The following is a 279-nucleotide window of genomic DNA, read 5'->3' as shown; positions in this document are numbered from 1 at the left end:
AGTTATTGTGGGGTTACGGAACGATATATTCGAATGATTGATCAAAAAGAAAGAATCCCTTCAATGAGAATTGCTAAAAAGATTGCAGAGTTTTTTGATATGAGTGTAGACGATATTTTTTTTAATAATAAATCGAACTTTAAGTTCTTTTTAACCTCGTATTGGTGTGAAAAGGGTGGAAAATAGATTTCGTAATGAGAAAGTTAATGGTAGTGAGTACCGAACTTTGAAAGTAGATATTTGTTCTAAACAATAATGGAGGGGTAGATATTATGGGGA

General features: G+C 31.5%; 1 protein-coding gene. It reads left to right on the top strand.

The window, feature by feature from the left end; genetic code table 11:
- Window positions 1-186 (top strand): helix-turn-helix transcriptional regulator (locus tag SB775_RS28945; RefSeq protein ID WP_410864654.1); only part of this gene is annotated, 186 nt, incomplete at its 5' end.
- Window positions 187-279 lie beyond the last annotated feature (93 nt).

Source organism: Peribacillus sp. SIMBA_075, from assembly GCF_046534585.1.
Note: the sequence above shows the minus strand (reverse complement) of the source record. Positions and strands in the feature narration are given on the sequence as shown.